At 55.6% G+C, this 26,148-nt stretch carries 18 protein-coding genes; 11 read left to right on the top strand and 7 right to left on the bottom strand.

From position 1 onward, the window contains the following. Positions 1–189 precede the first annotated feature (189 nt). The gene (locus GS614_RS20870; protein WP_171727235.1) at positions 190–1,200 is read left to right on the top strand and encodes a carbohydrate kinase family protein; all 1,011 of its coding nucleotides are present in this window, start codon (positions 190–192) and stop codon (positions 1,198–1,200) included. A 149-nt stretch (positions 1,201–1,349) separates the two neighbouring features. Here the strand turns inward: GS614_RS20870 and glgB are convergent, their stop codons facing one another. The 7 genes from glgB to glgC all read right to left on the bottom strand — a co-directional run bounded on the left by glgB (position 1,350) and on the right by glgC (position 14,396). Then, positions 1,350–3,560 (bottom strand): 1,4-alpha-glucan branching protein GlgB, encoded by a 2,211-nt coding sequence (gene glgB, locus GS614_RS20875; protein ID WP_253284226.1) that lies wholly within the window; start codon positions 3,558–3,560, stop codon positions 1,350–1,352. Continuing rightward, a complete protein-coding gene (locus tag GS614_RS20880; protein ID WP_171727236.1) occupies positions 3,557–5,962 on the bottom strand; it encodes a glycogen/starch/alpha-glucan phosphorylase in 2,406 nt (801 codons plus the stop codon). Before GS614_RS20880 ends, glgB begins: the two co-directional genes overlap by 4 nt. 47 nt (positions 5,963–6,009) lie before the next feature. Next, the gene (locus GS614_RS20885) at positions 6,010–7,641 is read right to left on the bottom strand and encodes an alpha-D-glucose phosphate-specific phosphoglucomutase (protein WP_171117868.1); all 1,632 of its coding nucleotides are present in this window, start codon (positions 7,639–7,641) and stop codon (positions 6,010–6,012) included. Continuing rightward, entirely contained in the window at positions 7,607–9,298 is a 1,692-nt protein-coding gene (gene malQ / locus GS614_RS20890; RefSeq protein ID WP_171727237.1) for a 4-alpha-glucanotransferase, read from the bottom strand. The genes GS614_RS20885 and malQ overlap by 35 nt, the downstream gene beginning before the upstream one ends. A 290-nt stretch (positions 9,299–9,588) precedes the next feature. Continuing rightward, positions 9,589–11,667, bottom strand: a complete 2,079-nt coding sequence (gene glgX / locus GS614_RS20895; RefSeq protein WP_171727238.1) for a glycogen debranching protein GlgX — start codon at positions 11,665–11,667, stop codon at positions 9,589–9,591. Positions 11,668–11,694: 27 nt separating this feature from the next. Then, on the bottom strand, positions 11,695–13,140 hold the full coding sequence (gene glgA / locus GS614_RS20900) for a glycogen synthase GlgA (RefSeq protein WP_216601236.1): 1,446 nt from the start codon (positions 13,138–13,140) through the stop codon (positions 11,695–11,697). Further along, positions 13,137–14,396, bottom strand: a complete 1,260-nt coding sequence (gene glgC / locus GS614_RS20905) for a glucose-1-phosphate adenylyltransferase (RefSeq protein WP_171614814.1) — start codon at positions 14,394–14,396, stop codon at positions 13,137–13,139. Before glgC ends, glgA begins: the two co-directional genes overlap by 4 nt. A gap of 185 nt (positions 14,397–14,581) precedes the next feature. Between glgC and GS614_RS20910 the strand changes: the two genes are divergently transcribed. The 10 genes from GS614_RS20910 (at position 14,582) to GS614_RS20955 (ending at position 26,143) form a co-directional block, all read left to right on the top strand. Next, entirely contained in the window at positions 14,582–15,811 is a 1,230-nt protein-coding gene (locus GS614_RS20910; RefSeq protein ID WP_253285489.1) for an ROK family transcriptional regulator, read from the top strand. Continuing rightward, positions 15,808–16,734, top strand: coding sequence for a carbohydrate kinase (locus tag GS614_RS20915; protein WP_171727240.1), 927 nt, complete (start codon positions 15,808–15,810; stop codon positions 16,732–16,734). Before GS614_RS20910 ends, GS614_RS20915 begins: the two co-directional genes overlap by 4 nt. 101 nt (positions 16,735–16,835) lie before the next feature. After that, entirely contained in the window at positions 16,836–18,443 is a 1,608-nt protein-coding gene (gene pgi / locus GS614_RS20920; RefSeq protein WP_171727241.1) for a glucose-6-phosphate isomerase, read from the top strand. A gap of 171 nt (positions 18,444–18,614) precedes the next feature. Continuing rightward, positions 18,615–19,646: a LacI family DNA-binding transcriptional regulator gene (locus GS614_RS20925; RefSeq protein WP_171172505.1), complete on the top strand. Its 1,032-nt coding sequence runs from the start codon at positions 18,615–18,617 to the stop codon at positions 19,644–19,646. 115 nt (positions 19,647–19,761) lie between these two features. After that, positions 19,762–21,069, top strand: coding sequence for a sugar ABC transporter substrate-binding protein (locus tag GS614_RS20930; RefSeq protein WP_171117853.1), 1,308 nt, complete (start codon positions 19,762–19,764; stop codon positions 21,067–21,069). A gap of 116 nt (positions 21,070–21,185) precedes the next feature. Continuing rightward, on the top strand, positions 21,186–22,052 hold the full coding sequence (locus GS614_RS20935; RefSeq protein WP_171117851.1) for a carbohydrate ABC transporter permease: 867 nt from the start codon (positions 21,186–21,188) through the stop codon (positions 22,050–22,052). A gap of 10 nt (positions 22,053–22,062) precedes the next feature. Further along, entirely contained in the window at positions 22,063–22,893 is an 831-nt protein-coding gene (locus tag GS614_RS20940; RefSeq protein WP_171117849.1) for a carbohydrate ABC transporter permease, read from the top strand. 12 nt (positions 22,894–22,905) lie between these two features. Then, complete coding sequence (locus tag GS614_RS20945; RefSeq protein ID WP_171172503.1) at positions 22,906–23,910, top strand: ABC transporter ATP-binding protein; 1,005 nt, start codon at positions 22,906–22,908, stop codon at positions 23,908–23,910. Continuing rightward, positions 23,907–24,680, top strand: coding sequence for an L-iditol 2-dehydrogenase (locus GS614_RS20950; RefSeq protein ID WP_305851981.1), 774 nt, complete (start codon positions 23,907–23,909; stop codon positions 24,678–24,680). Before GS614_RS20945 ends, GS614_RS20950 begins: the two co-directional genes overlap by 4 nt. Beyond that, positions 24,668–26,143, top strand: coding sequence for a mannitol dehydrogenase family protein (locus tag GS614_RS20955; RefSeq protein WP_171117843.1), 1,476 nt, complete (start codon positions 24,668–24,670; stop codon positions 26,141–26,143). The genes GS614_RS20950 and GS614_RS20955 overlap by 13 nt, the downstream gene beginning before the upstream one ends. The last annotated feature ends 5 nt before the right edge of the window (positions 26,144–26,148 follow it).

Genomic DNA, 26,148 nt, shown 5'->3' on the forward strand with positions numbered 1-26,148 from the left:
CCGCACCAAGATCATCCCGCCGCTACCGTGGTCGACTTTCTCACCGCCGTTCTCAAATTTACCTTATGCCGCGCAAATCTGAAGCTTAAGAGTCACTGGAAAGCCCACCGGTGGTGTGGCTTTAGAGTGCGAGGCTTGAGGAGGTCTGATACTCTCAAGGCAGCATCATTTTCTATGTAGGAACACATCGTGCTCGAGCCGATTCAGCCCAAAAAAGTAAGACAAGGCATTGCATGTGCTGGCAATTGGATACTTGATACAGTTCACTCAATTTCGCATTGGCCTGAAAAGTCGGGGCTGGCGCTCATAAAAACCCAGCATGTCGACCTTGGCGGCGGACCCGCCAATGTAGCCTTGGGACTGAAAGCCATGGACGTGTCTTATCCGGTAATTCCAATTGGTCTGATAGGCGCAGGCGCATTGGGCGACGAAGTTTTGCGTCTAAGCGCAGAAGCGGGGTTGCCTTTAGACGGCCTACTGCGAACAACACGTGCAACAACATCCCAGACGCATGTGATGAACGTACAAGGTGACAGCCGCACCTTTTTTCACCACCGAGGCGCTAACAGTTTATTTGATGCGGCGTCGGTTAATATTGATGAGCTATCGGACGCCGGTATTAAGCTATTATATCTTGGTTATTTAACGTTACTAGACAGACTGGATGAGATCCTGCCAGAGGGAAAAACTAGAGCCGCACGGCTGTTGTCAGTTGCCCGCGCCAAAGGCGTGAGGACTTGCGTTGACCTCGCATCGTTCAGGTCCGACACCTACTCGGATATTGTGTCAAAGACGCTTCCCGAAATCGATTTTCTGTTCGCGAATGAACTCGAAGCTGAGGCGGCAACAGGCATAAATCTCACGCAAAAGTCTGATCCCAACGAAATGATGAAAGCAGCTCGCTTACTGAAATCCGGTGGGGTCAATCGAGCGGTAATAATACATAGCCCAACACAAATCGTATGTTGTGAAACAGAGGTTGAAATTGCCTTCGCGCCTGATCCGATACCTGCTGAAGAAATCATCAGCCCTGTGGGTGCGGGAGATGCTTTCTGCTCCGGCGTTATTCATGGTCTCCATGAAGATTGGCCTATTGAGAGTTGTCTCAAATTTGGCGAGAAAGCTGCCGCCGCCTGCTTGTCTGGGCATACTGCCACCGATGGACTCAAAACAATCTCAGTTCCGCGGATCCCGCCATAGAAAATCGTTCAGACTAGAGGCGACTATGTCCCGCTTCTTCCCAGTTCGTGAACAGCGTTTCGAGTGGCTGCTATATTGTGCGTTCTTTTTGTGGTCCTCATATTGTCCGAATACGCACCTTTGGGCCAGTTGGGCCAGAAACAGCACCGTTATCCCTTTTGCCTGAGAAACAGCGTCGTATTACCCGGTAGGTGCATAGAAATTGAATGATCCTGATTGCTCCATGCAACCGTTTCACTCTCATAGGAGCCCCAACCGTGGCCTGTTCCTCCAAACTCTGCAGCATCACTGTTCAGGACAACTTCCCAGTGGCCTGAATTAGGCACACCCAGCCTGAATCCGTCGCGAGGTGTCGGGGTCATGTTGCAGACAACGATCACGGGATCCTTGCCTTCATCGCCCTGGCGGAGCCATGCGTAGACGGACAAATCAGACTGATCGACTTCAAGCCAGTAGAAGCCGGAGGCCATACAATCAGTTTCGAATAGCGATGGTGTCTCGGCGTAGAACTTGTTTAGCGCCTTGACCCACGCCTGAACGCCGCGGTGCCATTCATGATCCAGCAAGTGCCAGTCGAGGGATCGATCGTGAGACCATTCCGCGCCCTGAGCGAATTCCTGACCCATGAACAGGAGTTTCTTGCCCGGATGGCCCCACATGAAACCATAATAGGCCCGCAGCCCAGCAAACTTATCGAAGCCGTCGCCCGGCATCTTGGAGATCATCGAGCCCTTGCCATGCACAACTTCGTCATGACTGATGGGCAGGATAAAATTCTCCGAGAACGCGTATGTGAGGCCAAATGTCATTTCATGATGATGGTGCGACCGGTGAATGGGATCGCGCGCCATGTATTGCAGCGTGTCGTTCATCCACCCCATGTTCCACTTGAACCCAAACCCAAGCCCACCCTGGTCGGTGGGTTGGCTGACTCCCGGAAAGGACGTGCTTTCTTCGGCGGCCATGATGATGCCAGCATCAGCGTCGTACACGAGTTCGTTGGTGCGTTTGAGAAAGGCGATCGCCTCAAGATTTTCGCGGCCACCATGTTCATTTGGCACCCACTCGCCCTCTTTGCGGGAATAGTCGCGGTATAGCATGGACGCGACCGCGTCTACGCGCAGCCCATCGATGTGAAACTCCCGGAGCCAGTAGAGCGCGTTGGCGCAGAGATAGTTCTGCACCTCACGCCGCCCGTAATTGTAGATCAGTGTGTTCCAGTCCTGATGAAAACCCTCTTTCGGGTCGGCATGCTCGTAAAGCGCGGACCCGTCGAATTGACCCAATCCATGCGCGTCGGTCGGAAAGTGCCCCGGCACCCAATCGAGCAGCACCCCAAGGCCCGCGATATGGCAGGCATTCACGAATTCCCGGAATTCATCCGGAGTGCCATAGCGGATTGTCGGAGCGAACAGACCTATGGGCTGGTACCCCCACGAGCCGTCGAACGGGTGCTCAGAGACAGGCATCAGTTCGATATGTGTGAACCCCATCTCGCGCACGTAATCCACCAACTCCTTGGCGAATTCGAGATAGCTGAGCGGGCGGTTGCCGTCCTCGACCTTGCGCCGCCACGACCCCAGATGGACCTCGTAGATCGAAATCGGCCGGTCAAAGCGGTTGCGGTCCGCGCGCGTTGCCATCCAGGCGTCATCACTCCAATCATACCCGTCTAAATCGCGCACAACCGACGCCGTGGCGGGGGGATGTTCTGCCCCAAAGCCAACCGGGTCGGCCTTGAGCGGCAGAATGTTACCTTGCGCATTACGGATTTCGTATTTGTAGAGCGACCCTTCGCCCAGGCCGGGAATAAAGATCTCCCAAATCCCGGTCGTGCCCCGTGCACGCATTACGTTTCGCCGTCCGTCCCATTGATTGAACTCGCCCACAACGGAAACACGGCTCGCGGCCGGGGCCCAGACCGCGAAGTTCACGCCCTTTACGCCATCATGCTCAAGCGGATGGGCCCCGAGTTTTTCCCACAGGCGCAGATGTGCACCTTCGGCGATCAGGTACTCATCCATCTCGCCGAGTACCGGCCCGAACCTGTAGGCGTCATCCTGCTCCCAGACATTGCTGTCATTGCGGGCACGCAGGCGATAGGCGCCAGTCGCCACGGGTTTGCGGACAAAGCCCGAGAACAGCCCGCGCCCGTCAAGGCGATGCAGCTCGGCTTCGACTTTACCGGTCTTGCCGTCCAGAACCTCGACACTCAGTGCGCCCGGGATCAGCACGGTAACACTCCAACGCCGCCCGTTTTTGTGAGGGCCAAGAACCGAAAACGGATCGCTCATCGAACCTGCAAGCAACGCTTCGGCAGTGGCAGAGTCAAAGGCGGGGGAATAGCTGATTGTGGTCATTCTGTCTCTCCTGCAAGCGAGTCGATGCCCCAGATGTCTTTCGCATAGCCCTGGATTGTACGGTCGGACGAGAACCAACCGGACAATGCGGTATTGAGAACGGCCATGCGCGCCCACGCGTCTTTGTTGGCAAAGCCGCCGTCGACCCTGCGCTGCGCGTCCCAGTAGGCATCGAAATCGGCGGCGACCATGAAATAGTCGTCCCGCAACAGCTTTTCGAGCACCGGCCAGTGACGCGTCGGATCACCGGGCGAATAAAACCCGGTGCGTACTTGCTCGATGACTTCGTTCAGGATCGGGCTTCGGTCGATATAGTCCTGCGTGACATATCCCTCGCGCGCGGCCTGTACTTCGGCAGCGGTCATCCCGAAGATATAGATGTTGGTGGCCCCCACGTGGTCGCAGATTTCCACATTGGCACCATCGAGCGTGCCGATCGTAACCGCACCGTTCAGCGCGAACTTCATGTTTCCGGTGCCGGAGGCTTCTTTGCCAGCAGTTGATACTTGTTCGGACAGGTCCGCCGCCGGGATCAGCATCTCAGCCAAGGACACATTATAATTCGGCGGATAGACCACCTTGAGCCGATCTCCGAATACAGGATCAGTATTGATTGACTGTGCGATGTCGTTGATCAGCCGAATGATGTTCTTGGCATCGATATACGCTGGTGCCGCCTTACCGCCAAAGAATTTGACTCGAGGTGTCCAATCCGCATCCGGTTCGCGGCGGATTGCGTTGGCAAGGGCTGCGGTTTCAAATGCATTCATCAGCTGGCGTTTGTATTCGTGAATCCGCTTGATCTGAATGTCGAACATCGCATCGGGCGAAATCTGCAGGTTCATGTTTTCGGCGACCCAATCCGCAAGCCTGCGTTTGTTGTCTTGCTTGATCGCCATAAAGCGCTTGCGGAAGGCGGGATCATCCGCCAATGGCGCGATGTTTTCCAGCTGCTCAAGATCTGAAACCCACTCCGTTCCGATGGTTTCGTTTAGCAAATCCCGCAGACCCGGATTGCATCCATGCAGCCACCGACGCGGCGTTACACCGTTGGTCTGATTGAGAATTCGCTCGGGATATACCTTATGCAGATCACTGAAGACGGTTTGCTTCATCAGGTCCGTATGCAGGGCCGAGACCCCATTGACCCTGCGCGAACACGTAAAGGCAAGCGTTCCCATGTTCACCACGTCGTTTTCGACAATGCGTGGGGCGGCGCTGGTATTTGATTTTGCAACGTCCCGGCTCAACCGGTCATCGATCCGTTCGATCAGTTGCATGTGACGCGGCAGGATGTTGCCCATCAGCCCGACATCCCACGCTTCCAATGCCTCAGGCAGCAGTGTGTGGTTGGTGTAGTGCAATGTGTTCTGCGCAGTGTCGAACGCATCGTCAAAGCTCAACCCGTGCACATCTGTCAGCAGACGGATCAACTCGGGGCCCGCGATTGCCGGATGGGTATCATTCATCTGGATCGCAACTTTGGTTGGCAGCGCGCGCAGATCGCCATTGTGCGTCAGGAAGCGGCGCAAGAGATCCTGAAGCGAGGCGGAGGTAAAGAAAAACTCCTGCTTGAGGCGCAATGCCTTGCCTGTTTCGGTGCTGTCATCGGGGTAAAGGACGCGCGAAATCGTTTCCGCCAGCACCTCGGGTGCGGCGGCCTGCATGTATTCGCCGCGGTTGAACGGATCGAGGTCAAAAATCTTCTTGGGCTTAGCGGACCAAAGCCGCAGCGTATTTGTCCAGCGCGCCTGCCAACCGGCAACCGGCGTGTCATAAGCCTGTGCCATCACGATGTCGGATGGGCTCCATTTGGCTTGTGCGCCCGTCTCAATGACCTCACCGCCAAAGCCGATATCATAGAGGCATTCCGAGCGTTCGAATTCCCAATTGTGCTGGTGGCGCAGCCAGTCCTCTGCCATTTCTACCTGTTTGCCCTGATCGAAGGACTGCCGGAACAAACCATGCGCATAACGGATGCCATAGCCATATGCGGGAATGCCGAGACAGCTCATGCTGTCCAGAAAACAAGCGGCCAACCGTCCCAGACCGCCGTTACCCAACGCTGCATCCGGTTCGTCGTTTACCACATCGGCAAAGCTGACGCCGTGTTTCGCCAAGGCTTCGCGTGCATCATCTGCAAGCTCGAGGTTGTTGACCGCGTCCTCCAGGATACGTCCCAAAAGGAACTCCATCGACAGGTAATAAACCCGCTTCCGGTCCTTGGCATATGTACGGTTCGTCGCTTCGAACCACGGTGCGATCAGTTTGTCGCGCACCGCGCGGGACAGCGCGAGGCGCCAGTCCGTGGTGGAGGCCGTGTCCGGGGTCTTGCCAACGCTATGGGCAAGATGAAAGTCGATTGCCTGTGTCAGCGACCCGGGTTCATAGATATCTTTCATGGTCTGTTCCATCCTGCTCTTGTTCTGATTTGTCTCGGACGGTCGCATCAGGTGATGACATCCGCCTTTGTGCGCCCGGTGTGCCTTCTGATCTGCGCTAGCGCTTCTGCAGCCTGAATGACTGGGGACAGCGCTTCTCGCACATTCATGTTGTGATCGCCGCTGCAACCGACGAACCGCTCGAGGTAGACACGCAACGTAGCCCCTTGGGTCCCCGTGCCGGACAGACGAAACACAACGCGGGAACCGCCGTCAAAGCGGACGCGGACGCCCTGCCCTACGGTCAGGCTTTGATCAATCGGGTCGCGGTACGAGAAATCATCTGCCTCAACGACTTTCATGTCCTCGACCATTGAGCCGGGAAGCGTGTCTGACCTTTCGCGCAATGCCGTCATCAACGTATTTGCGATGTCGGTCGGGATCTCTTCGTAGTCGTGACGCGAGTAGTAGTTCCGGCCAAAGCTGCGCCAATGATCCTGCTGAAGCTGCACGATATCCCGACCATCCCGCGCCAGAATGTTCAGCCACAGCAGAACTGCCCACAGACCATCCTTTTCGCGGATGTGATTGGATCCAGTGCCTGCGCTCTCCTCGCCGCAAAGTGTCGCCTTACCCGCGTCCAGCAGATTGCCGAAAAATTTCCAGCCGGTCGGCGTTTCAAAACAGGGAATCCCCAACCGTTCGGCAACTCGGTCAACCGCCTGGCTTGTCGGCATCGAACGCGCGACGCCGCTAAGTTTCCCGGAATATGCCGGGGTCAGGTGGGCGTAGGCCGTCAACAGCGCCAGACTGTCAGAAGGCGTCACAAACGTGCGTTTCCCCATGATCATGTTGCGGTCGCCGTCTCCATCGGAGGCGGCGCCAAAATCAGGGGCATCAGGGCCGTTCATGACGCCGACAAGCTCACTGGCCCATACCGGGTTGGGGTCAGGGTGCCCACCGCCGAAATTCGGCGATGGAACCGCGTTGATCACCGAACCAGCTGGCGCGCCTAATGCGCCTTCCAGTATGCGCTTGGCATAGGGACCGGTGACCGCATGCATTGCATCGAAGCAGATGCGGAAGCCGTTCGCAAACAGGGTGCGGATGGCATCGAAATCGAACAGTTCCTGCATCAGCGCTTCGTAATCCGCCACCGGATCAACCACATCGATTTGCGTTTTGCCCAATCTGAAGCGGCCGGGTTCGTCAAAATCGCATGCGTCTTCTTCAGCGATTTTGTATTCGGTGATCTGCTGGGTTCGGGCGAAGATCTCATCTGTGATCTTCTCGGGTGCCGGGCCACCATTGGGGGCATTGAATTTCACACCGAAATCACCGTCCTCACCACCTGGATTGTGGCTTGCCGACAGGATGATACCCCCATCGGTTTTGAATTTCCGGATCAGGTTGGATACTGCGGGCGTTGACAGGATGCCGTTCTGTCCAACAATCAATCGAACAGCACCGTTGGCTGCCGCCATACGGATGATTACTCCAATGGCCTCGGAGTTGTAAAACCGCCCATCCCCGCCAACAACAAAAGTTTTGCCCGCGGCACCGCCGGTGCCGTCGAACACGGATTGCACAAAGTTCTCGAGATATCCCGGTGTGCGGAATACTGAGGTTTTCTTTCGCAGACCCGAAGTTCCCGGTTTCTGCCCCTCAATGGGCGACGTGCGAACAGTCTTGAAGGTCATTGTCCTTCTCCATTCCATTTTGGTTTGACCGACTCTGCGCTGACATCTCTGTGCCAAGACACACAAATGCGTCGGACGTCTTTATGTCACTCACCGAAAACGGCGCTTTCAGCCGCCAGTTTGGGAATTCGTCAACGGTGCCTGGCAGGTTCTGCTGGTCTTTTCGTTCCGCAATGTCATCGAGTTGGACGGCCACGATTTCGGAGCTTGAACGCGCAAGTCGGCGGTGGATTTCCTGAACAGGCCGTGATGCTCCCAATGTTTGAGCTGCGGCCTGACGGTCCGCGCGAACGTTCGCAAAGCAAGTGCGGTCTATGCTGCCAATCTCGGCGCGTACTCGGGCATCCTCTGCCGCGAAAAACCCGGCAATGGTGGGTGTGTCATGTGTGGCGAATGTACAGACAGCTTTTTTCCGCGTCTTCGAGGTGTCAACAAATCCACCGCCCTCGGAGCGCATGTATTGCAGCACGTCGAGCCCGTATATCCCGGCCGCTTCAGTCTTTTCGCGCAAGCCGGAGGGAACGAGGCCAAGATCCTCGCCAATGACAATCGATTTGGTTCTCACGCTTTCTATGGCGACCACAGCGAGAAGAGCGTCAAAGGGATATCTGACATAGGTGCCTTCTTCACTTCCTTCCGGTATCCAGTAGCTGCGCATCAGACCCAGCACGTGATCAATCCGGATCATTCCGGCGTGACGCATTACTGTCCGCAGCAGTCGCGCAAATCCGGCATAGCCTTGTTTTCGGATTCTTATTGGGCACTGCGGGGCGAGCCCCCAGCTTTGCCCCGACGGACCTAACGGATCGGGCGGCGCGCCCAACGTAGCGCCGGTCACCAGGGCAGAGTCCTTGCTCCATGTTTCCGCGCCACCAAGGCGTGGTCCTACTGCAAGATCCAGATACAAGCCGAGCCGCATACCGGCCTTGATGGCGCGGGTCTGCGCGTTGGTGAGCTGAACATCAGATTGCCACTGCCCCCACTCAACCAGTGCGATTTCCTGCTCGTGATCTTGCGCAAATGCGGCCACTGCGCCTGAGGCCCGATCTTGGTATGGCGTGGGCCATTTGCGCCAGTCTGAACCAAAGCGAAGGGCAAGCGCTTCAAACACCGCGAAATCACGCAGGCGCGCTCCTCCCGAGGCTCTAAAACCGGCCAACGAACGCTTTTCAGGCGCTCCATCCGGTAGACGTAGAAATTCCTCAAACCCATCATCCAGGGCTGCTGCATTTTCTTGCAATGCAGCCCGGTAGTTGATCAGGTCACACGAAGCCGATCCCGTTTCTGTGCAGTACCATGTATTCAAAAATTCACGATGACTTGGCGAATAAGGGCTAACTACGTCATCAGGACGGACTTGACCCATCGCATGTATGGGATTGATCCCGACAAAATCGGCCCCATGCACTGCCATAGCCGCAGCATATTCCCCAAGAGAATGATAGCTACCCAGAGATGCTGCGGTCTTGTCTGTAAGCCCGTACAAAGCAGCAAGAACGCCCCAAATGCGCGGCTCGGCGATCAAGTCTGAAAGGTTCAGCGCACGCGACGGACGAGCCAGGACCCAGGAGGTAAATTCTCCGTTCAGGCAGAGCCGATGAATGCCGATTGGCAAAGCAGGAATAGAGATGGATTGTACCGCCTCTCCGCTTTCCACAACCTTCTCGCCAGATTCGGTTTCAAGGCTCCACGAAACCGTGCGCGAAACCGGAAACCTAGCTGGCTGACCTGCCGTGACGATCAGCTCTTGCGGCAGCTGGCGCTGTTCTTCTACTGTCCGCATTTGGTGCAGCACCACCCTTGCGTCTGCATCAGACGCCACGTCCAGTCCCATGGCGCGCAGAACGGCTACCTGGGTGTCGGGCGCAACCTGGATCAGTTGCCCGTCAAACCCCCGGTATTCGGACGTCACGCCAACAAAGCGGCAGAGTTCTGCTACCCAATCCGTCATGATGCGGTCGCCTTGCCAACAAACAGTGACACGGAATGGGCAGAGGCGCATTGACGAATTCTGTCAACCACATCGACAGGCTCTGCATCGGGCTCGGCTGTGTCCAGTACACGCTGCCATACCAGGCCCGGCCCCGGATCAGGTAAGAGTAGTTTTTTGCGCTGGTCTCCTCCGTTGACCACAATCAGAGCGGTTCCCTCGGGAGAAAACGAGCCTTCCGCCTCGCCACGCAACTGAAGGCAGAACCCGTCCAGCGACGGGTCTCGCCAGTTTAGCGTGCCTCCGTCAAGCCCGGACCAGGTGACATCAGGATTGCCATCGTTCCGGACTCGCCCGTGCAGGAATCGGCTTTGGCGCAAAACGGGTGTATTGCTCCGAAGCGCGATAAGGTTTTGCGCAAATGCCAGTAAGTCGTTGTCAGCCGAAGCCCAGTTGATCCAGCTGATTTCATTGTCCTGACAATAAGTGTTGTTGTTCCCGCGTTGCGTTCGGCCGATTTCGTCCCCGGCCAGCAGCATGGGCGTGCCCTGCGACAGGAACAAAGTGGCCAGCAGATTACGAATGCGCAGGGCGCGGCGTTCAAGAATTTCTGGATTGTCCGTGTCCCCTTCTACTCCGCAATTGTCCGACAGATTGTTTCCGTGGCCATCCTTGTTGCTTTCGCCATTGGCTTCGTTGTGCTTCTCGCGATAGCGGGTTACGTCGGCCAGGGTGAACCCGTCATGCGCTGCAACGAAGTTGATGGAACTGGTGGTCCGGCGCCCCGGTCGATCGAATACGGATGCCGTACCAAGGAAGTTGCCCGCTAGCTCTTGCGCAGAATGTGCATCCCCGCGCCAGAACCTGCGGGTAGAATCGCGAAACTTGTCATTCCACTCGCCCCAGTCAGCGGGATAACTTCCAAGCTGATAGCCGCCGGGGCCGATGTCCCAGGGTTCGGCAATCAATTTGCACCGGCTTAGCACCGGATCCTGTCGAATGGCATCAAAGAAGCCGCCATGCAGGTCAAACCCGTGGTGCTCGCGACCCAAAACCGTGGCTAGATCAAACCGGAACCCGTCGACTCCCATAACAGTGACCCAGTATCGCAGCGAATCCAATACAAGGCGCAATACGAAGGGGTGGTTGATCGCCAGAGTGTTCCCGCACCCTGTATCGTTGACATAGTAGCGCGCATGACTGGCCTGCAAATTATAGTAGGCCTTGTTGTCCAGCCCCCTGAAAGACAAGGTCGGCCCGCGGTGATCGCCCTCGGCGGTGTGATTATAGACAACGTCGAGGATCACCTCGATCCCCTCGGCATGCAGCCGATCGACGGCCTGACGAAACCCATCCGCCCCGTTTGGGCCAAAGTAACGCGGCTCCAGCGCAAAAAAACCCAGAGTGTTATATCCCCAATAGTTAGTCAGTCCGCGATCCACCAGAAAGCCGTCATTTAGAAAGGTATGGACCGGCAGCAACTCCAACGCGGTCACCCCAAGACCTTTCAGGTGCGAGATCACGGCATCGCTACCGAGGGCTTCATAGGTTCCGCGAAGTTCTGCGGGCACGTCGGGGTGCAACTGGGTCAGGCCCTTGACATGGGCCTCATAGATTACCGTTTCGTTCCATTCTCTGCGCGGGCCCGGCGCCCCTGACCAGAGGCGCTCAATGTCCGGCACCACCGACTTTGGCACAAATGGCGCACTGTCGATCTGACTGGGTTGCGTGTTGGTGTAATGGCCCGTGGGCTCATACCCAAGCATCTCCTTGCCTGACGACCAGTATCCACGGAACGCACGGGCGTATGGGTCAGCCAGCAATTTCCTAGGGTTGAACCTGTGGCCGCGATCGGGTTCATACGGCCCGTATGCTCGATAGCCATACAGCGTGCCGGGCTTCAGGCCGGGCACAAAGCCATGCCAAATCGGGCCCGTCTGCTCGGGCAATACCAGCCGTGTCACCTCGCGCTGCCCATCGGCGCTGAACAGACACAATTCGATCTTCGTCGCGTTTTCCGAGAACACGGCAAAATTGACCCCCTGCCCGTTGTAAACCGCGCCCAGTGTGGCGTGATCTCCGGCGTTTATGCTCATGATGGGCCTGTTGTCCTGCATGCCGGTTTAATTCTCCTGTAGCGACTTGTAGGCATCAGCCATGCGCTGTGCCGAACGGTTCCACCCGACCGGGTGTTTCATTGCGTTGCGCTGTGTTTTCTGCCAAGCCTTTTTATCTTCGTACAATTCCATCGCACGGAACAAAGCCTCTTTTAGATTTTCCGCACTGACGGGCCCGAACTGAAAACCTGTTGCACAGTCGGCGACAAGCGCTGCTGCATTCGCGTCAATAACCGTGTCTGCCAGACCACCCGTGCGCGACACAACTGGCAGCGTGCCATAGCGCATCGCGCACAGTTGGGTCAGCCCACATGGTTCAAAACGTGAGGGCACCAATGTGGCATCTGCCCCGGCTTGGATCAAATGCGCGAGGTCTTCGTCAAAGCCGATTTCAACACCAACGCGATCCGGATATCGCTGGGCCAATTCCCGAAACCCGTATTCCAGCGCCGTTTCGCCTGAGCCAAGCAGAACAAAGGAAGCTCCTTTATCCAGAACAAAGGGCAAGGCTTCCAACGCCAGATCAAGACCTTTCTGCCCGGACAGTCGGCTGATAACCGAGAATAGTGGCCCCGTCCTATCGGCCCCTAGTCCAAAACGTCGTAGCAGAGCCTGTTTGTTTTTATTTTTTTTGGCCAAAGTGCGGCTGGAATAGGTTTGCGCGATCGCAGGGTCATTGGAGGGATCCCAGACCTGAGTATCGATCCCGTTAAGTATGCCCGACAAGTCGGCGTTACGCGCATTCAGCACACCTTCAAGCCCCATGCCAAACTCAGGCGTAAGCAACTCGCGTGCATATGTCGGGCTGACAGTCGTTATTTGATCTGCCGCCATCAGCCCCCCTTTGAGAAAGCTGATCTGTCCGTAGTACTCAAAACCGCTTTGCGTAAACTGTGCCGGATCAAGGTTCAGCGTCCCCATCATCGTTGCAGGGAAATTTCCCTGAAAGGCGATATTGTGGATGGTTAGGATACAGGGTGGTGTCGCAGCGCCACTTGCTCGTGCATAGACTGGCGTAAGGCCAGCCTGCCAGTCATGTGCGTGAAGCACATCAGGCCGCCAACCGTCGATGCCAGCGCGCCCGATTTCTGCACCCAGCCAACTGAGCAGGCCAAACCGCAAATGGTTGTCTTTCCAGTCCAAGCCCGCTTCGTTCAGGTATATTTGGCCAGGTCGGTCATACAGGTGCGGTGCATCCACCAATAGCAAACTGACGCCGCTGGCTTTCTTGGCGAGCACCCGCACGGGCCCACCAAAAGCCGCACCCAAATTCATAACTTCCCTGGCTCCCTTCGCCAGATGCGCGATTTGGCGGTACAGCGGCAGCAGAACGCGGCATTCAACATCGAAATCGCCCATAACCCGGGCGAGCGCGCCCACCACGTCGGCCAGTCCTCCGGTTTTGACAAAGGGTGCGCATTCAGAAGCGATTGAGAGTTGCTTGAGGGTCATAGGTCCAGTTTGTCGATCATGGGTTGAGTGATCAGGCATACGCCATTTTCCGTTCGACGGAAGCGCGCCGCATCTTTTTCGGGGTCTTCTCCGACAACAAGCCCCTCAGGGATGCGAACCGAGCGGTCAATCACGACATTCTTGAGCCGCGCTCCGCGCCCGATATCGACGTTGGGTAAAGCCACCACACCGTTGAGTTCAGAATAGGAGTTTGCGCGCACACCGGTGTGCAACAGACATTGGTTCAACTGCGCCCCGGAGATGATGCATCCGCCAGCCACCATCGAAGATACGGCAAGGCCGCGGCGATCTTTTTCGTCATGTATGAATTTTGCCGGTGGCGTCAATTCGGAATACGTCCAGATCGGCCAGGACTGATCATAGAGGTCGAGTTCAGGTTGAAAGTCGGTCAGGTCAATATTGGCCTGCCAAAATGCATCAACTGTTCCGACATCACGCCAATATGGCTTTTGCTCTAAAGAACTGGTCACGCAGGACCGGCTGAAAGGATGCGCATACGCGTTTCCCTTTGCCACCAGCGCTGGAATGATGTCCTTCCCGAAATCATGCTCGGACGCTTCGGAAAGAGCATCTTCGCGCAGCAACTCGATAAGGTAGTCAGTTTTGAAGACATAGATACCCATGCTGGCCAATGACTGGGATTTGTCACTCGGCATGTGCGGTGGATCTTCGGGCTTTTCGACAAACTCCAGAATTCGATCGCTGTCATCCACGGCCATAACGCCAAATGCGCTGGCCTCGTGACGGGGCACTTCAATGCACCCTACGGTGACATCTGCTCCGGTTTCGACATGCTGTTTCAGCAACAGCGAGTAATCCTGTTTGTAAATATGGTCACCTGCAAGAATAAGTATGTATTTGGGCGCATAACCCTCGATAATATCGATGTTTTGCGTAACGGCGTCGGCAGTTCCCAGATACCAGTGGCGTTCGTTGACACGCTGGGATGCCGGAAGAATGTCAAGTGACTCATTTCGCTCGGCGCGGAAAAAGCTCCAACCGCGCTGCAAGTGCCGGATCAGACTATGTGCCTTGTACTGCGTCGCGACCCCGATGCGGCGAATGCCGGAATTCACGGCGTTGGATAAAGCAAAATCGATAATGCGTGTCTTCCCGCCAAAATAGACTGCGGGCTTGGCGCGAATGTCGGTCAGTTCCTTCAGGCGACTGCCCCGCCCTCCTGCGAGGACAAAAGCCATCGTTTCCCGAGCAAGTCGATGCGTGGAGATAGTCATTCCAGAGTGCTCCTTTGCTGACGCCGAATCGCCGCCATGAGTGAGTCGATGTGGTGATAATTGCATGCCGAAACCAATTCGTTCAGTCAATAACTAATTCACAGTGATTTAATTATTGACACAGCCCACGGAGTCAGCCAGTTTGGCAAAAAAACGCTCTGCCCGGCACTGTTTATGGGAACCTGATGGAATACGACCCAAGAGTTATGAATGAATTCGTCGAAACAGACGTCGCAGCGCGAGGGTCCAATCAAAGCGGCATGCGCGTCTACAACGAGCGCCTGGTTCTGTCGCTGGTTCGCCAAGCTGGCGCGATGGCCAAGGCGGAGATTGCCCGCAAGACTGGGCTTTCCGCGCAGGCCGTATCAGTCATCACCCGGTCACTTGAGGCAGATGGGCTGCTGGAACGCCACGCGCCGGTTCGCGGCAAGATCGGGCAACCTTCCGTACCTCTTAGTCTTGCAAAAGATGGGGCGTTTTTTCTCGGCTTGAAAATTGGCCGCCGCAGCCTTGAACTGGTTCTGACCGATTTCCTGGGCAAAGTGAGGGAGAGGGTGTGCGTAAACCACGCCTATCCGACACCCGATGGCGCGGTGACATTCGCAAGAAACGAGATTGAGCGGCTGTTAAGTCGGATGCCGGCGGATCACCAGAAACGTGTAGGTGGCCTAGGTATTGCGCTGCCGTTTCAGCTTTGGGACTGGGCGGGAACATTGGGTGTTGAGCCTTCGAAGATGGATGGTTGGCGCAATCGGAACATCGCTGTAGAAATTGGCGAATTATTTGAATTTCCCGTGTATTTGCGCAACGACGCGTCAGCTGCATGCGGCGCGGAACTGGTGTTCGGTGATGCCGGTAAACCCCGAGATTTCCTGTACTTCTTCATCGGCTTCTTTATTGGCGGCGGGCTGGTTCTCGACAACACGCTTTATACAGGATCAACGGGGAACGCCGCAGCTTTGGGGTCACTTTATGTGCCGGCATCAGATGGGCGTTTGCGTCAACTCGTCGAGATCGCCTCATTGGCGACATTGGAGAACGCTGTAATTGCCGAAGGACATGCGGCAGCAATGCCCTGGAATTCTCCGGTAGACTGGAGATTGCCGGAAAACACGTTAGCGACATGGTTTGCTGATGCAGCACAGGGGATCGGCCATGCGATCCTGTCATCCGTTAGCGTGATCGACGTGAACCACGTTCTGATTGATGGGTGGATGCCTGACTCGGTGCGCTCTGAACTGGTCAATCGCGTGCGATCGTATGTGTCCCGGCACTCCGCTGCAGGCATCCATATCCCGAATGTTCTGGAAGGTTCGATTGGGCCGGACGCGCGCTCACTCGGCGCGGCGAGTCTGCCTTTGTCCGAGCGCTTCCTTGTGGAACGCAAAGCATTTCTGAAAGGTTCGACCTCATGATCCTGTGCTGTGGTGAAGCTCTTATCGACATGATTCCAACTCCAAGCAATGCTGGCTCGGATGGTTTTGTGCCACATTCGGGTGGCGCGGTTTTCAACACGGCGATAGCCTTGGGGCGGCTCGGGGTGCAAACGGGGATGTTGACCGGGTTGTCCAGCGATATGTTCGGGCAGCAGCTTTCCGAAGCACTAAAAGCCAGCCATGTCGACACTTCTCATGTGATTACTTCGGAGCGCCCGACCACACTGGCATTTGTACGCTTGCAGGATGGGCATGCAACCTACGATTTCTATGACGAAAACACTGCTGGACGTATGCTAACGCCTCAGGATCTGCCGGACCTGCCCCCCGAAGTTTCGGCACTCTATTTTGGAGGGATCAGTTTGGCCTGTGAACCCGGTGCGAACGCTTATGCAGCATTGCTCGAACGAGAAGGCAAGAATCGCGCTGTTATGCTCGACCCGAATATCCGTCCACAGTTTATTCAGGACATACAGTCCTACCGGGGGCGATTGAACCGGATGATGAGTGCCGCAGACATCTTAAAAGTCTCGGACGAGGATCTGAACTGGATTGTCCCATCGCCGCTGTCGCTGAACAAAAAGGTCGAGCTGGTTATAGAGATGGGCCCGAGTGTTGTCATCCTCACGCGCGGCGGCGAAGGGGCAACAGGGTTTCTGGCTGACGGGACTGAGGTCACTGTACCCGCGCGCCGTGTTGAAATCTGCGACACTGTCGGCGCGGGTGATACGTTCAATGCAGGCTTTCTGGCAAAACTGTCGGAATTGGGTGCTCTCCAGAAAACTAACCTTAGAGGCGTACCGTTAGAAACTGTCGAGCAGGCACTGGAGCATGGAGCAAAAGTCGCCGCCGTTACGGTTTCCCGAGCTGGCGCCAACCCACCCTGGGCAAACGAGTTGTGATCTTTGTCGGCGTTTTTTTGAGGCGCGATGTTAGCGCTATCTGCGCATCGAAACACAAGAGGCCGGCATAAGACTAAGGACATAGAAGCGGAAGAAGACACATGACTAACTGCTGGAGCAAACTTAAAGAGAATTTTTCGTCTGCGAAGGATCGAAGCATAAATTCGCTGTTTGACGACACGACCCGAATGGATCATTTCTCAGCGGAAACGGATCAGTTTCTGCTAGATTTTTCCAAAACCAATATCGATCACGAAGCCTTGGCGTTGCTGATCAGATTGGCCGAAGACACTGAAGTTGCCGCCAAGCGCGAGGCCATGTTTGCAGGACAAAAGATTAACAAGACTGAAGATCGGGCGGTCCTGCATACCGCTTTGCGTGCAAGCAACACTGTACCGTTAACCGTTGATGGAAAAGACGTGCGACATGGTATCGAAGTTACGCTGTCCAGGATGGAAAGCTTTTGCCGAGCCGTCCAATCCGGCACAATTTTGGCGTCAGGCGGCGAACGGTTCACAGATGTAGTCAACATTGGAATTGGCGGCTCCGATCTTGGCCCCGCGATGGCGACACGAGCGCTGGCCCCGTATCATATTGGACCACGATGCCATTTCATTTCCAACGTCGATGGCGCAGATTTGACAGACACCCTTTGTGGTCTGGATCCACGACGTACGCTGGTGATCATTGCATCGAAAACCTTCACCACCATTGAAACCATGACCAATGCCAAATCTGCCCTCAGATGGTTGAAAGCCGGTGTTGGTGAAGCTGTCGCAGACCACTTGGCCGCCGTTTCCACCAGTCTCGAACGCACAGCGGAAATGGGAATCCATCCCACGCGAGTTTTTGGTTTCGCAGACTGGGTAGGCGGTAGGTATTCGCTCTGGGGGCCAGTTGGCCTACCGATAATGATGGCGATTGGCCCCAAGAACTTCCGCGAGTTTCTTGCGGGCGGTCTTGCAATGGACACACATTTTCAAACCGCACCATTCGCGCGCAACCTTCCAGTCCTTCTGGGGTTGGTAGGAATTTGGCACCGAAACATATGCCAGTATTCGTCCAGAGCCATTCTGCCCTATGATGAACGCTTAGGCCGCTTGCCTGCATATCTTCAGCAATTGGATATGGAAAGTAACGGCAAACGGGTAACGTTAGACGGCAAAGAACTGAGCCATGCATCTGGCCCGGTCGTCTGGGGCGAACCGGGAACCAACGGGCAGCACGCGTTTTTCCAACTCTTGCATCAAGGAACCGAAGTTGCTCCTGCTGAATTCCTGATCGCGGCCAAAGGGCATGAACCCGCTTTGCAAGAACATCATGACCTTCTCAAAGCGAATTGTCTTGCACAATCCGAGGCACTTATGCTGGGTCGCACCTATGATCAGGCGTTAGCGATTGCCCGAAACTTGGGCTACGACGGCTCCGAACTTCATACCCAGGCGACTCAAAGGGTTTTTCCAGGAAGCCGGCCTTCGATCACACTTGCATTCCCCAAACTGACCCCTTTCGTCTTGGGGCAGATCATTGCTCTGTACGAACATCGCGTGTTTGTCGAAGGTGCGATCTGGAATATCAACTCTTTTGATCAATGGGGCGTCGAGCTTGGCAAAGAACTTGCCAATATGCTCTTACCAATGGTTAAAGGTGCGGCACCAAATGGAAAAGATGCATCGACCTGCAGGTTGCTGAAAAAGCTGGCCGTCTGAACGAAAATTTTTCCAACGCGATCTCAGCATCTACGATCAAACACGCCCCGTATCCGATTCAAACCCAGACTGACGAGCAAATGAAGTTCGGGCGCTTGACAATCCCAAGTTTGCATCCCTAAATTTGACAATAATTGACGCGCGCAATATTTTAAATTGGTGTGGGGAAATATGGCACAACGCAGAATTCGCAATATGGAAGAATTTGCCGCAGTCAGCGGAATTTCCCGCCCGACTGTATCGAAATACTTCAACGATCCGGATAGCGTCCGCGCGACCACACGGAAGAAAATCGAGACCGCGTTAGAGGAACACGATTATCACCCGAATGTGTTCGCAATGAACCAGAACCGGCGCAGAACCAAGAACATTGGCGTTGTCGTGCCAAATCTGGCTGACCCGTTTTTCTCGGAGATCGCGCGTCGGGTTGAACTTGCCTGTATCGAGGCGGGATATAGCCCTATCCTGCTTAGCTCGCATGGCAACCCAGAGATGGAACGCGACAACCTCACGTCACTCCGGTCTTTGAAAGCTGCCGGCGTTCTACTTGCGCCATTCGGGCGCCTCTCAGAAAAAGATCTGGTCAAAACGTTTGAAGCAGATTTTCCGCTGGTGCTTTTTGACGCGAACATCAGTGGCGTCGGTCAAGCGTTCGTTGGCACCAACAACACCCAAAGCATCGATTTGATGGTTGAATACCTGTGTCGAAGCGGCGAGCCACCATGTTTCTTTGAAATGAAATTTCCAACCAATCCAAATGCCAAAAAGCGCCGTACGGCGTATATCGAAAGTATGGAACGGCACGGGCAAAAGCCGCATATCTTTCAAGCCAATGGAAAAGGGTGGAATTTTGAAGAAATCGGTCGAGACGAAGGAGGTCGGTTGCTGGCTGAGAACGTGTTTCCCACCAACACTGTATTGTGCAGCAATGATCGCCTAGCCATAGGCATGTTATCTGCCGCCTATGGTCTTGGGATGCGCGTCGGTCAGACCGCTGGTTGCCACATCAGGATAGCCGGTCATGACGACCATCCATTTTCAAAATTCACTTGCCCTCCTTTGACGACAATCGCGCAGGACTACGAAGCAATTGCGAATCGAGCAGTACATACATTGTTTGGAGTACTCGAGACGGAAGAAAACCTGCGCGATCGGCAGGAAACACTCTTTGAAGGTCGTTTGATTATGCGAGACTCCGCCTAAGCTATTAAAAACGCGCCCGCTTTATAGTTTCTTTACGCGCGTTAATTTTTAATTGACTTCGCGTCATTATATTGGCTAGAGTGCTATCCATCATCCAACGAGGAGGAAATTTGGGATGTCATTCAAGCAAACACTTTGCGCAGCGACAGCCATGACGCTCGTCACCGCGGGCGGCGCCTTGGCAGAAAACCTTGTCATCGCGACCGTGAACAACGGAGATATGATCCGTATGCAGGGGTTGACCCAGGACTTTACCGACAAGACCGGCCACACGGTTGAATGGGTAACTCTGGAAGAAAACGTACTGCGTCAGCGTGTCACCACTGATATCGCCGCCAAGGGCGGATCCTTCGACATCATGACAATCGGCATGTACGAAACACCGATCTGGGGCGCGAACGGCTGGCTGGTTCCGCTCGACGACCTGTCGGCAGAATATGATGCGGACGACATCCTTCCCGCCATGCGCGCCGGTCTGAGCCACGATGGCACGCTGTATGCCGCGCCGTTTTATGGCGAAAGCTCGATGATCATGTACCGCACGGACCTGATGGAAAAGGCCGGACTGGAAATGCCCGAAGCGCCAACCTGGCAGTTCATCCGCGAAGCAGCGGCGGCCATGACCGACCGCGATAATGACATCAACGGCATCTGTCTGCGTGGCAAGGCCGGTTGGGGCGAAGGCGGGGCCTTTATCACCGTGACCGGCAACTCTTTCGGAGCCCGCTGGTTTGATGAAGACTGGAATGCTCAATTTGATCAGCCGGAATGGGCCGAGGCGCTTAACTTCTTTGTTGGAATGATGGAAGAATCCGGTCCGACGGGCTACGCGACCAACGGCTTCAACGAAAACCTGAACTTGTTCCAGCAGGGCAAATGCGGCATGTGGATTGACGCAACCGTTGCCGCATCCTTCGTGACCAACCCCAACGACTCGACGGTCGCTGACAAGGTCGGTTTCGCCCTCGCCCCAAATAGCGAAGGCGTTGACAAGAAAGCCAACTGGCTGTGGGCATGGGCTCTGGCTGTTCCCGCCGGTACACAAAAAGAAGAAGCCGCGAAAGAGTTCATCGAGTGGGCCACCTCGAAAGACTACATTGAGCTCGTCGCTGAGAATGAAGGTTGGGCCAATGTACCCCCGGGTGCGCGTACTTCGCTGTACGAAAACCCGAACTACAAGGAAGTCCCCTTTGCTCAGATGACGCTGGACTCGATTCTTGCAGCGGATCCGACAAACCCAACTGTGAAGCCGGTTCCATATGTAGGTGTCCAGTTCGTTGCAATTCCTGAATTCGCTGGCATCGCAACCGAAGTCAGCCAGGAGTTCTCGGCAGTCTATGCCGGTCAGCAGACCGTGGAAGAAGCGCTTGCCAAGGCCCAGGCTCTGACCAACGACGCTATGGAAGCCGCAGGCTACCGCTAAGCGTTCCCCGCCCGGGGGTGCACTTTCTCCCCTGTACCCTCGGGCCCCATTTTTCTCTTTTAACCGCAGCTCCGTTTAAGATGGCCTTATGGCGATCAACAGAGGAGGTATGCCCCATGGCAACCCAACATTCTCGATCAGCGGCTCGCTTCATGATGGCACCAGCGGTCATCTTGCTCCTCGGATGGATGCTCGTGCCGCTGATCATGACCCTGATGTTCTCATTCAAGAAATACCTTCCGCTACGTGGTGGAGACCTTGGATGGGTTGGTTTCGAAAACTACGTCCGATTCGTAACTTCTAGCGCGTTTTGGCCTGCAGTAGGCGCCACGCTGGCCATTGTCGGCGGCGTTCTTCTGATAACGGTCGTCCTCGGTGTTTTGCTGGCTATCCTGCTGAACCAGCCGATGTGGGGGCAAGGTGTCGTCCGCATCCTCGTGATCGCACCTTTCTTTGTCATGCCGACCGTGTCAGCTCTGGTCTGGAAAAACATGTTCATGGACCCGGTGAATGGATTGTTCGCCCATCTGTGGCGCTTTTTCGGAGCCGAGCCGATCTCATGGCTGTCCGAGGCTTCCCTGCCTTCGATTGTCATGATCGTATCCTGGCAATGGCTACCCTTCGCCACGCTGATCCTGCTGACCGCAATCCAGTCGCTGGACGGTGAGCAGTTGGAAGCCGCCGAAATGGATGGTGCGCCACCATTGAAGCGTTTTGGTTACATCACCCTTCCGCATCTCAGCCGGGCTATCACGATCGTGATCCTGATCCAGACAATCTTCCTTCTGGCGATCTTCGCGGAAATCTTTGTCACAACCGGAGGTGCATTTGGCACCCGTACACTGACCTACCTGATCTTCCAGCGTGTACTTGAAAGTCAGAACGTAGGCCTCGGGTCCGCCGGTGGTGTCTATGCAATCATTCTCGCCAATATCGTTGCGATCTTCTTGATGCGCATCGTCGGCAAGAACCTGGACGCGTGAGGAGGAAAAAATGGCCCGCGCAGTTACTCAACAACGTAAAATCATCAACACCGCCGCCGCTTGGGGCATTGGTCTGCTGATCTTTTTCCCAATCCTCTGGACCGTCTTGACCAGCTTCAAGACTGAGGCTACGGCGATTGCCGACCCTCCGGTGTTTCTGGCCTTTGATTGGACGCTCGAGAACTATTCAGTTGTGATGGAACGGTCGAACTACGCCCGGTTCCTTTGGAACTCGATCATAATCGCCGGTGGCTCGACAATTCTGGGCATCATCGTCGCGGTGCCTGCGGCCTGGTCGATGGCGTTCGTACCTTCCAAGCGCACTAAGGACATTCTGCTGTGGATGCTGTCAACCAAGATGCTTCCAGCGGTAGGCGTCCTGTACCCCATCTATCTGATTTGCATCAAGCTTGGCATCCTCGACAGCCGGGGCGCGCTGGTGATCATCCTCATGCTGATGAATCTGCCGATCATCGTTTGGATGCTGTATACCTACTTTAGGGAAATCCCCGGTGAGATCCTGGAAGCTGCACGAATGGACGGGGCGACGTTGAAAGAGGAAATCCTCTACGTCCTCACTCCTATGGCGGTTCCCGGCATTGCTTCGACCTTGCTGCTAAACTTCATTCTGGCCTGGAACGAAGCGTTCTGGACACTGAACCTGACGGCAGCCAATGCAGCACCGCTGACGGCCTTCATTGCCAGCTATTCCAGCCCCGAAGGCCTGTTTTTCGCTAAGCTCAGCGCAGCTTCCACTATGGCCATTGCGCCAATCCTCATTCTTGGCTGGTTCAGCCAGAAACAACTTGTCAGCGGCTTGACCTTCGGCGCCGTCAAATAAGGAACTTGACCAATGGGACAAATTAAACTCAACCAAGTGACTAAAAGTTTCGGAGATGTTCAAGTCATTCCGCCTCTGGACCTCACGATTGAAGATGGCGAGTTCACGGTATTTGTCGGGCCTTCGGGCTGCGGTAAGTCTACGCTGCTGCGCCTGATTGCCGGGCTCGAGGACATCACGTCTGGTCACATCGAAATCGACGGATCGGATGCAACCGATGTACCTCCGGCTAAGCGCGGTCTGGCAATGGTCTTCCAATCCTATGCCCTGTATCCGCACATGTCTGTACGTAAGAACATCGCGTTCCCGATGAAAATGGCTGGGATCGATGAAGACGAGCAAAAACGCCGCATCGAAGGTGCCGCCAAGGCGCTGAACCTCACAGACTATCTGGACCGGCGTCCGGGCCAGTTGTCTGGCGGTCAGCGTCAGCGTGTCGCCATCGGCCGCGCCATTGTGCGGGAACCGGCAGCGTTCCTTTTCGACGAGCCGTTGTCCAATCTCGACGCGGCCCTGCGCGTTGGTATGCGGCTGGAAATCAGTGAACTGCACGAACGGCTCAAGACCACGATGATCTATGTTACGCACGATCAGGTCGAGGCCATGACCATGGCGGACAAGATCGTTGTCCTGCGTGCCGGTGTAATTGAACAGGTGGGTTCTCCACTGGAGCTCTATCACAACCCGCGCAACGAATTTGTCGCAGGGTTTATCGGATCTCCGAAGATGAACCTGATCGGTGGGGCCGAGGCCAATAAACACGGGGCAACCACCATTGGCATCCGCCCCGAGCACACGGATGTCAGCATGACGGAAGGGACTTGGAAAGGTGTTGTCGGTGTGGCCGAACACCTTGGTTCGGACACCTTCATTCACGTTCATGACACGGGTCTTGCCGACATGGTCACCGTGCGAATTACCGGGGATATACAGGCCAAGCACGGCGACACGATCTTTCTGACTCCGCAAATGGACAAGCTGCACAAGTTCGACGCTCAGGGTCTGAGGATTGTCTGATGCAACTGGCTGGAAAAACAGCCTTGATTACTGGTGCTGCCCGAGGGATCGGGCGGGCCTTTGCGGAGGCCTATGTTAACGAGGGCGCGCGGGTTGCCATCGCAGATATCAATATCGATGGCGCCCGCGAATGCGCTGCCGCGTTGGGCGAAAGTGCTATCGGAGTTGCCTTGGATGTGACCAACCAGGCCAGCATAGGTAGAGCAGTAGCGCTTACGGTGGAAGAGTTCGGTCACATCGACATTCTGGTTAACAACGCCGCGCTTTTTACCGCCGCTCCTATTGTCGAAATCGAGCGCGATGATTACCAGCGCGTCTTTGACATCAATGTGGCAGGAACGCTGTTCACGATGCAGGCTGTGGCCGGCCACATGATCAAGCGTGGACGAGGCGGCAAAATCATCAACATGGCCAGTCAGGCCGGGCGGCGTGGTGAACCGCTAGTCGCTGTTTATTGCGCGTCCAAGGCGGCAGTGATCAGCCTGACTCAATCCGCCGGGCTGAACCTGATCCGGCACGGCATAAACGTGAACGCCATTTCTCCGGGTGTCGTCGATGGTGAGCATTGGGACGGCGTAGACGCTTTCTTTGCCAAGTACGAAAACAAGGCCCCGGGGCAAAAGAAACAGGAAGTCGGTGCCGCAGTGCCCTACGGGCGCATGGGCACACCGGACGATTTGACCGGCATGGCTGTGTTTCTCGCCAGTGACGCGGCGGATTACATCGTCGCCCAAACCTACAACGTGGATGGTGGACAATGGATGAGCTGATCTCCCTTTCGAATGCGACACTCGATCAACTGGCTGTTGAACGTCCACGATATGATCGCACAACCCTGCAACCGGGCATCGTGCATATCGGCGTCGGCAATTTCCACCGTGCACATCAGGCATGGTATCTGCACCGCCTGATGCAGGAGGGCAAAGCGCATGATTGGGCCATCATAGGCGCCGGCGTGCGCCCCTATGATGCCGCCATGCGCGAAAAACTTCTTGCTCAGGATTGCCTTACAACTCTGATCGAACTCGACCCGAAAAAAGTTTCGGCCGAGGTCATTGGTTCCATGATCGATTATCTGCCAATCGAGGACGGCAATGGGGCACTGATCATCACAATGGCGGAACCTGCCATTCGTATCGTCGCCATGACTGTGACAGAAAGCGGATACTACATCGATCCTGTCACCAAGGAGTTCGACTCCAACCACCCCGATATTCAGCACGACGCAGCCCACCCCGACTCACCGCGCACGGCATTTGGTGCCATGGTGGCCGCATTGAGGCTGCGACGCGACGCAAGGCGTGGAGCATTTACGGGACTGAGCTGTGACAATCTGCAAGGCAACGGTGACATCCTGCGTCAGACCGTGGTGTCTCTGGCGCGTCTGTCCGACCCTGATCTAGCCGATTGGATCGACGCAAATGCGACCTTCCCCAACTCGATGGTGGATTGTATCGCTCCTGCCACTGGCCCAAACGAGTTGGCGCTTGCCAAGGACTTCGGTATCGACGATGACGCGGTGGTTACCCACGAAGCATTCCGCCAATGGGTAATCGAAGACAACTTCTGTGCCGGACGCCCAGACTGGGACGCGGTCGGCGCAACCTTCTCCGATGACGTTCACGCATTCGAAACCATGAAGATCCGAATCCTCAATGCTGGGCACCAGGTCCTTGCCAATGTTGGCGAAGTGCTCGGGCTCAGGACGATTTCCGAATGTATGCAGCACTCTGTTATTTCGTCATTCTTCGGCAAAGTGCAGAGAACGGAAATCGCGCCCACGGTAGCCGCTGTACCGGGCAAAAGCCCGGCTGAATATATCAGCCTCATCGAAAGCCGGTTCTCCAACCCGCGGATCGTCGACACCACCCGCCGCGTTGCCTTCGATGGCTCGGCGCGCCATACTGGGTTCGTTTTGCCGATCCTTCGGGACCAATTGCAAGCCGGGCGGTCCGTTGAAGGCCTCGCGCTTGTCGAAGCTCTGTGGGCACGCATGTGCGCAGGAACGCGCGAAGATGGCAGCGTCATCGAGGCAAATGATCCGATTTGGGATCAACTGTCACAAAACGCCTTTGCCGCGGCATCAAACCCGGCTGTGTGGCTCAATCAAGGCCGGATTTACGGCGAATTGAGTGAAGCCGGACCATTTTCTGATGCATTCTCGAAATGGCTGACAATGATTTGGGCGAATGGCTGCGAAGCCGCTCTAATCGCCTACGTAGATGACGCGTGATCTGA

This window comes from Ruegeria sp. HKCCD6604 (genome assembly GCF_013110635.1).
Classification (GTDB): Bacteria; Pseudomonadota; Alphaproteobacteria; order Rhodobacterales; family Rhodobacteraceae; genus Ruegeria.

Excerpts from the sequence above, each read along its gene's own strand:
- glgB (WP_253284226.1), bottom strand. The coding sequence starts at position 3,560 with ATGACCACAATCAGCTATTCCCCCGCCTTTGACTCTGCCACTGCCGAA.
- GS614_RS20880 (WP_171727236.1), bottom strand. The coding sequence starts at position 5,962 with ATGAAAGATATCTATGAACCCGGGTCGCTGACACAGGCAATCGACTTT.
- GS614_RS20885 (WP_171117868.1), bottom strand. The coding sequence starts at position 7,641 with ATGACCTTCAAGACTGTTCGCACGTCGCCCATTGAGGGGCAGAAACCG.
- glgX (WP_171727238.1), bottom strand. The coding sequence starts at position 11,667 with ATGAGCATAAACGCCGGAGATCACGCCACACTGGGCGCGGTTTACAAC.
- glgA (WP_216601236.1), bottom strand. The coding sequence starts at position 13,140 with ATGACCCTCAAGCAACTCTCAATCGCTTCTGAATGCGCACCCTTTGTC.
- glgC (WP_171614814.1), bottom strand. The coding sequence starts at position 14,396 with ATGACTATCTCCACGCATCGACTTGCTCGGGAAACGATGGCTTTTGTC.
- GS614_RS20910 (WP_253285489.1), top strand. The coding sequence starts at position 14,582 with ATGGAATACGACCCAAGAGTTATGAATGAATTCGTCGAAACAGACGTC.
- GS614_RS20915 (WP_171727240.1), top strand. The coding sequence starts at position 15,808 with ATGATCCTGTGCTGTGGTGAAGCTCTTATCGACATGATTCCAACTCCA.
- pgi (WP_171727241.1), top strand. The coding sequence starts at position 16,836 with ATGACTAACTGCTGGAGCAAACTTAAAGAGAATTTTTCGTCTGCGAAG.
- GS614_RS20925 (WP_171172505.1), top strand. The coding sequence starts at position 18,615 with ATGGCACAACGCAGAATTCGCAATATGGAAGAATTTGCCGCAGTCAGC.
- GS614_RS20930 (WP_171117853.1), top strand. The coding sequence starts at position 19,762 with ATGTCATTCAAGCAAACACTTTGCGCAGCGACAGCCATGACGCTCGTC.
- GS614_RS20935 (WP_171117851.1), top strand. The coding sequence starts at position 21,186 with ATGGCAACCCAACATTCTCGATCAGCGGCTCGCTTCATGATGGCACCA.
- GS614_RS20940 (WP_171117849.1), top strand. The coding sequence starts at position 22,063 with ATGGCCCGCGCAGTTACTCAACAACGTAAAATCATCAACACCGCCGCC.
- GS614_RS20945 (WP_171172503.1), top strand. The coding sequence starts at position 22,906 with ATGGGACAAATTAAACTCAACCAAGTGACTAAAAGTTTCGGAGATGTT.
- GS614_RS20955 (WP_171117843.1), top strand. The coding sequence starts at position 24,668 with ATGGATGAGCTGATCTCCCTTTCGAATGCGACACTCGATCAACTGGCT.